We start from the raw sequence: 6,891 nt of genomic DNA, 5'->3' as shown, positions 1-6,891 counted from the left end.
CCAGGAAGGAAAGCGCGGCTTCGGTAACGATTAAACGGGCTAATTCCAGGGTGGCTATTACGATCAGCGGCCCGGCTGCGTTGGGCAGCAGGTGCTTGAGCATGATGCGCCGCCCCGATGCACCCAGGGCATGGGCGGCCTGCACAAACTCACGTTCCTTGAGCGACAGAATCTCACCCCGCACCACCCGCGCATACAGCACCCAGCTTGTGACACCCAGCACTACAATGGTGTTGGTTAAACTAGGCCCCAGAGCGGCAATAATGGCGATTACCAGCAAGATAAACGGTAGCGAAAGCTGGATGTCGCCCAGACGCATCAAGAAATCGTCCACCTGGCCTCCCAGGTAGCCCGAAAGCAGCCCCAGCGGAATCCCAATAGCTGCGCCGATCAGCACCCCGGCCACTGCCACCACGAGGGACAGGCGTGCACCGTGGTAGATGCGCGAGAGCATATCGCGCCCCAGACGGTCAGTGCCCAGCAGGTGGCCTTCGATGCCAGGAGGCTTGGTGATGGCTTGCAGGTCTTGTTGGGTGGGGTTGTGCGGGCTGATGATCGGGGCAAAAATCGCCATCAGGATAAAGAGAACCATCAGGCCAATCCCAATGACAGCAGAGGGGGCGCGAAGGACTCTACGCATGGGGACTCCGCTGAGCTAGAAAAGGCAGCTTGCCCAAATGGGGTCGCCCAAAACCCTGGACGCCGCTGACCTCGAGATTCACCAGCAAGAGCATCTTTCCCTGACCCCTACGCATATCGCACCCTGGGGTCGAGCACCCCGTACAGCAAGTCCACTACCAGATTAATAACCGCCAGCAACACCGCAAACACGATAACAGCGGCCTGCACCACCGGGAAATCTTGCTGAGTAACGGCGGTTAGCACCAGTCGGCCTACGCCAGGCCAGGCAAAAATAGTCTCGGTGATGACTGCGCCCGAGAGCAGATTGCCCAGCTGCAGTCCGATCACCGTGACCACGGGAATGGCTGCGTTGCGCAGGGCGTGTTTGTAAATCACGGCCCGCTCGCCCAGGCCTTTGGCCCGGGCAGTGCGGACATGGTCGCTACGCAGTTCGCGCAGTACGCCCCCCCTGGTCAGGCGGGTGATGGCCGCCATCGAGAAAGTGCCCACCGCAAGCGCCGGAAGAATCAGGTTGGCAAAGGCCGGTAAGCCGGGAATCGGCCCTACCCCGTAGCCCGATATGGGCAGCCAGCGCAGCTCGAGCCCAAACACCAGAATCAGCATCAGGGCCAGCCAGAACACCGGCAACGACTGGCCCAGCAGGGCAAAAAACAAGACCACAAATTCCAGCGTAGTTCCCTTTCGAACCGCCGCAATCACCCCCGCCAGCACGCCAAAAATGACCGCGAACAACAGGGCCGCACCGGCCAGTACCATACTGGCGGGCATCCGCTCCAAAACCAGTCCCAGGGCGGGGGTCTGGTTTCGCAGGGAGATACCCAGGTCGCCCTGTATGGCCCGGCCCATGTAGCTCAGGTATTGCTGCCAGACCGGGCGGTCAAAACCGTTGGCCTCGCGGAATTGTTCACGCACTTCGGGTGTTGCGTCCAGCGGCAGCAACAGGTTGACCGGGTCACCCGACAAAAAAAGCAGAAAGAAGGCCAGGGTCGCGGTTCCCCAGACGACCACCAGGACAAGTACAAGACGGCGTATCAGATAGGCAGCCATAGGGGTTCGCAGGAACGTTTCTTGCTGTCTTTGATCAGCCCGCTGGACGGGTTATTCACCGGGGCCGATCCACTCCAAGCCCGCTTGCCAGCACAAATCCAAAAGCTCAAATAGCGGGAATCCAGACCAGAGAACCAGGAGCCAAGACTGCCCCTGGCGCTCTAGACCAGCCGCATTACCTCAGGGCCATGTCGGCGACAAACAGCCGCTCGTCGGGGCGGGGTTTCCAGTCAACCCGCCTGGCTACGCCGTAAAGGTCTTCTTGCTGGTGCAGGAAAATCCAGGGGGATTCGGCCCGCAAGACCCGTAGCGCATCGAGGTAGAGCCTCTTGCGCTGTTCGGGATCGGTGGTGCGCTGGGCTTGCAGCAGGGCGTTGTCGAGTGGCACTGAACGGATGTAGCTGAAGGCTACCTGGCGGGGGCCGCCGCGCACGGTGCCTCCGAAGAACAGGCTATAAAGCGAGTTGTCTGCGTCGAACTCGTTGTTGCCCCAGCCCAGCAGCACCGCGTCGGTGGGGATGCGGCGCTCCAGAACCTGGCCGACATAGGTACTCCACTCCTGCACCCGCAACTCGACCCGCACCCCAATCTGCCCGAGCTGCCCAACCACGGCTTCGGCCACCTGACGGTCGTTGAGGTAGCGCCCATTGGGGGAGCCCAGGGTCATGGTGAAACCGTTGGGATAGCCCGCTTCGGCCAGCAGTTGCCTGGCACGGGTGGGGTTGTACTCGTAGGGCTGACAGCTCCTTGCATCGTAGCCGAAGATGTAGCTGTTGAGCGAACAGCCAGTGGGCTGCCCAAAGCCGCCCAGAACGTTCTTAACGATGGTGCGCTTATCTACCGCGTAGTTGAGCGCGAGGCGCACCCTGGGGTTGGCAAGGGGGCTATCGGGTTTGTTTTGTGTGTTCAGGATCAAGAAGATGTTACGGATGCTGGGTACGCTGCGCACATCGGCTGCGCCCGAGGCACGCACGGCGTTAACCGCTTCGGGCACCAGGTTGGTGATGATGTCCACCCCGCCCGAGATCAGCTCGGCCACACGGCTGCTGGCTTCGGGGATGGGTCGGAAGATCACCCGGCGGATTTTGGGTGCACCGCCCCAGTAATTGGGGTTGGCCTCGAGTTCAAACTGCTGGTCGCGCACCCAGCGCACAAACCTGTAAGGGCCCGTACCCACCGGCTCTTGCAGGAAGCGGTTGCCGTTCTCGGTGACGTACTTTTGCGGCAGGATGAAGAAGCCGGTCAGGCGGGTCACAAACACCGGAAAGGGGTTGCGGGTGGTGAAGCGCAGGGTGGTGGGGTTGACCACCTGCACGCTGGCCAGATTGGCCCAGGAGTTGGAGATGCGCAACGGTCGAGCAGGATCAATCACCCGATCGAAGTTCCACTTCACCGTCTCGGCGGTCAGGTCTTCGCCGTTGTGGAATTTGACCCCCTGGCGGATGGTCATCTCCCAGGTGGTGGGGTTGATGGCCCGCACACCCGTGGCCAGCCAGGGCCGCGCCGAGCCGTCGGGCATGCGCATGTAGAGGGTGTCGAAGATATTTGCCAAAACATTGGCGGTGGGGGTCTCGAGCTGGTTGTTGGGGTCGAGCACCGTTACGTCCACGCCCTGCGCAATTACGATGGTGTCGGGGCGTTGTGCCCATGCCGTGCCGACCAGGGCCAGGCTTGCCAAAAAGCCAATCCAACTTCTGTTCATCCCTACCTCCTCAGGAAACTCGGGTTGTCGCCCATCTTATCGGATTTGCCAATTTGTGCAAACCGGCCTGCGGGGTGGCCCAGGGCTTCGACATAAATGGGTTGGGCATCCATCAAGCCTGTCGTAGCCAAGGGTGACTCCGTACCGTGCAGCTCAGCACAGCGGATTCATCGGCCAGGGCGGCCTCAGAACGACCAGTTCTCTTTCGTCAGGTTGCCGACCACCCCACTAGCCTTTCTCACGCAGGCCCCGGGGTGGCTCGAGGTCGGTTTGTGTTCGCAAACGCTTTAGCCTGCGTTGCGCAGCCCGGCTGCGATGCCCAGTAGCGAGAGCATCAGGGCGCGCTCCAGATCCGCGCGTTCGGGGGCTTCGAATGGCGTGCGGCGGTAGCGTTCCAGCAACTCCACCTGCACCAGCGAGACGGGGTCTACATAGGGGTTGCGCAACTCAGTCTGGCGGGCCAGCACCGGGTGCCTGAAGAGCAGGGTGTTCTGGAAGGTCTGTTCCAGAATGGCCCTGGTTTTCTCGAAGGCACCCGCAATACTGGGGAAGAAGCGCTCCGCTAAATCGGGCCTGACCAGGCGCAGGTATTCGTGGGCGATACCCAGGTCGGCCTTGGCAAGCGCGATGGCGGCGCTGTCCAGGGTGGTAGCGAAGAAAGGCCACTGCTCGAACATCTCGCGACGCAGCTCCAGGGGGATTTCTTCCAGACCTTCAGCCAGTCCATACCAGCCGGGAATTAGCAGCCGTACTTGCGTCCAGGACATCACCCATGGGATAGCCCGCAAATCTTTAATTTCGCGCACTCGGCCTGAGCGATAGACCGGGCGACTGGCGATTTTGAGGGTGCCGATCTCCCGGATGGGGGTGAGTTGTTCGTAAAACTCGAAGAAGCCAGGGCGCAACAGCAACTCGCGGTAGGCCTCGGTAGAGCGTTCGGCGGCTCGTCCCATGGCCTCGCGCCACTCGGCCTTGAGGGGGTCGGCCTGCCCATAGAGGTCGCGGGCGGAAGCCAGGGTCATGTGGTAGAGCATCTGCTCGAGGTTGCGATAAGCCAGGTCAGGATGAGCATAGCGATCGGCCAGGGCCTCGCCCTGCTCGGTCAGGCGCATCCGGCTGCCCACCGTGCCGGGCGGCAGGCTGGCGATGGCCCGCCCTGCCGTGCCACCACCCCGGGCGGTGGAGGTGCCGCGTCCGTGGAAGTAGTAGACCGGTACACCCCGGCTCTTTGCAGTGGCGGTAATGGCCTCCTGGGCCTGGTATAGCGCCCAGTTGGCCGCCAGGAAACCCGCGTCTTTGTTGGAGTCAGAGTAGCCAATCATGATCTCGAGGCCACCCCGGCCCTGCACATGGGCCTTGAAAATGGGGTTATCCAGCAGTCCTGCGACCACTTCGGGCGCATTCTGCAGGTCGCTCAGGGTCTCAAAAAGCGGCACCACATCAAAGGGTAAAGCCCGTCCCGGACGATACAGCCCTACCTCCCGCGCCAGCAATATCACTTCCAGCAGGTCGCTGCCATCATGGGTCATCGAGACCACGTGTGCCCCGCGCGATTTCCAGTTGCGCAGGGCTTCCAGGGCGGTCTGTAAGGACTTGGTCTGGGGACGGTATCCCACCGGAGCCAGGGGTCTTGCAGTAGTAAGCTCCTGGGTCAGGAGGGCTTCCCTTTGAAGGGGTTCCAGGGCGGCATAATGCTCGTGTACCGCCGCTGTTTTGAGCAACTCGGCCACCGCCTCCGTCAAGGCCCGTGATTCTTCGCGCAAATCCAGGCTGACCAGATCCAGACCAAAAGCCTCGGCTCTGAGGCGCAACGGGCGTACGCTGGCCCTGGAAATCTCGGCGAGCCCGAGCTGGTTGAGGCTGATCTCGGCCTTGCGCAAGTCACCGGTAAACTCCGGGGTTCCGCTGTAGCCGGGGCCCGGCTGCTCTCCCAGCAAGGAGCGCAGCTTGTAGCGCAGCCCCATGCCAAACTGGCGGTAGGGCTCGCTCTGAAAGCGTTCGGGTAGCTGCAGGCGCCGGGCATGGTCTTCCAGGGCCAGCCGCAATTCGCGGGCAATGATGATCCGGTCGTCGGTTAGCGATAGATCCTGAATCAGGCCGTCCACATCTTCTACAAACTTGCGAATCGCGGTTTCGCGGGCATAGCTTTGTGCCCAGCCCGTCACATCCGGCAACACGTTGGGGTTGCCGTCACGGTCACCGCCAATCCAGCTGCGAAATGCCAGTGGAGGCGAAAGGTCGGGGCGCCTGCCGTAGTGTGCCTCTACCGCCTTCTCCAGCCCATCCACCAGCCGAGGGATGGTCTGCCACAGGGTGTGGGTGATGTAAAAAAGGCCTCCTCGCACCTCGTCCTCGACCGCAGGGCGGGATTTGCGGAGTTCGGAGGTACCCCATAGCAGAGCCACCCGAGGTTCCAGGGCTGCATCCTGGCCCTGCTCGAGGAGATTTTCAATCTCGCGGATGTGATGCCTCTGGGTGCGACGGCGGGTCTCGGTGGGATGGGCGGTAAAGGTCAGGTGCAGACGCAGGCGGGAGAGCACATCCACAACCTGTTGGTAATTAAGGCCCAGGGTTTTGAGCTGTCCTACCAGCGCCAGAAACGATTCACTGCGGGGGGCGTTACGGGTGCTCTTTTTTTCACGCTCCCGATTGACCCGCACCCGGTGGCGTTCTTCTGCCAGATTGACCAGGTGGAAATACGTCGAAAAGGCCCGAACCATGTTTTCGGCCTCCGGGAGCGAAAGGCCCCGCACAATGGCCAGAAGCTGCAGTTGGGCGGTCTGGGTATAGCTTTGCCGCAGGGTTTTGGTAAGCTCGCGCACCTGCTCTTCCAGTTCCAGCATGCGCTCGCCCGTAAGCGAGCGGATGGCTTTACCCAAAGCCCGGCCCAACAAATCCACCTCGCGTTTGAGTTGTTCGAACAACTGATCTTCGCTCATCTATCCCTCAAACGGTTCCATCGAAGATAACGGGGAAACGGACGCGGCTGTCGAAGGCGAGTGGAACCAGCCAGCGCACGCCCGGCACCACCGGGCCGGCAAAAAGTTCATTTACGGTGAAAATGCCCACCTCGTCACCGTCTTTGCTCTGAACCTCTTGTGCCAGCTCCGAGATGGCTACAAAGTAATAAATCTGAACGGCGTAGCTTTCCAGGCGGGCCAGAGCCATCCACTCTTTAGGAGGAATAGCTATACTGGTTTCTTCCTTAAACACCCTCGACATGGCCGCTTTGGGCAGCTCGTCCAACCCAATTTTGCCGCCCACTCCATTGAACAACCGTGCATCCGGGTCGGCCCGATGTTTGCGAATCAGCACCACTCGAGTCTTGTCGGGTGTGAAGAGAAAACCGGCAACGTACTGGGTCAGGTTGCTCATGGCTAGCCTTCAGTTTACCCTGGGGGCTCGAGGGGTTTCTTCATGGTTTGACGTAGGTTTCGCGACCCTTTAGTTTGGTGACATGCACGAACGGCAGTATCTTTACCGTGGCCGGATTCTTAACC

Annotated in this window: 6 protein-coding genes; all 6 read right to left on the bottom strand. The window is 61.1% G+C overall.

Translation table 11 applies throughout. From position 1 onward, the window contains the following. Positions 1-640: ABC transporter permease (locus Q0288_RS09600; protein ID WP_299429813.1), on the bottom strand; the 640-nt coding region annotated here is incomplete at its 3' end. Between the two features lie 107 nt (positions 641-747). Further along, complete coding sequence (locus Q0288_RS09595; protein ID WP_299429811.1) at positions 748-1,689, bottom strand: ABC transporter permease; 942 nt, start codon at positions 1,687-1,689, stop codon at positions 748-750. A 175-nt stretch (positions 1,690-1,864) separates the two neighbouring features. After that, positions 1,865-3,391 (bottom strand): ABC transporter substrate-binding protein, encoded by a 1,527-nt coding sequence (locus Q0288_RS09590; RefSeq protein ID WP_299429809.1) that lies wholly within the window; start codon positions 3,389-3,391, stop codon positions 1,865-1,867. A gap of 2 nt (positions 3,392-3,393) precedes the next feature. After that, on the bottom strand, positions 3,394-3,522 hold the full coding sequence (locus Q0288_RS09585; RefSeq protein WP_299429807.1) for a hypothetical protein: 129 nt from the start codon (positions 3,520-3,522) through the stop codon (positions 3,394-3,396). A gap of 156 nt (positions 3,523-3,678) precedes the next feature. Beyond that, a complete protein-coding gene (locus tag Q0288_RS09580) occupies positions 3,679-6,330 on the bottom strand; it encodes a phosphoenolpyruvate carboxylase (protein ID WP_299429805.1) in 2,652 nt (883 codons plus the stop codon). Between the two features lie 7 nt (positions 6,331-6,337). Continuing rightward, positions 6,338-6,766 (bottom strand): NUDIX domain-containing protein, encoded by a 429-nt coding sequence (locus Q0288_RS09575; RefSeq protein ID WP_299429803.1) that lies wholly within the window; start codon positions 6,764-6,766, stop codon positions 6,338-6,340. Positions 6,767-6,891: the final 125 nt, after the last annotated feature.

The sequence above is a fragment of the uncultured Meiothermus sp. genome (assembly GCF_937863175.1).
Lineage (GTDB): Bacteria > Deinococcota > Deinococci > Deinococcales > Thermaceae > Meiothermus.
Note: the sequence above shows the minus strand (reverse complement) of the source record. Positions and strands in the feature narration are given on the sequence as shown.

Coding starts and splice junctions, on each gene's coding strand:
- Q0288_RS09575 (WP_299429803.1), bottom strand. CDS start 6,766: ATGAGCAACCTGACCCAGTACGTTGCCGGTTTTCTCTTCACACCCGAC.
- Q0288_RS09590 (WP_299429809.1), bottom strand. CDS start 3,391: ATGAACAGAAGTTGGATTGGCTTTTTGGCAAGCCTGGCCCTGGTCGGC.
- Q0288_RS09595 (WP_299429811.1), bottom strand. CDS start 1,689: ATGGCTGCCTATCTGATACGCCGTCTTGTACTTGTCCTGGTGGTCGTC.
- Q0288_RS09580 (WP_299429805.1), bottom strand. CDS start 6,330: ATGAGCGAAGATCAGTTGTTCGAACAACTCAAACGCGAGGTGGATTTG.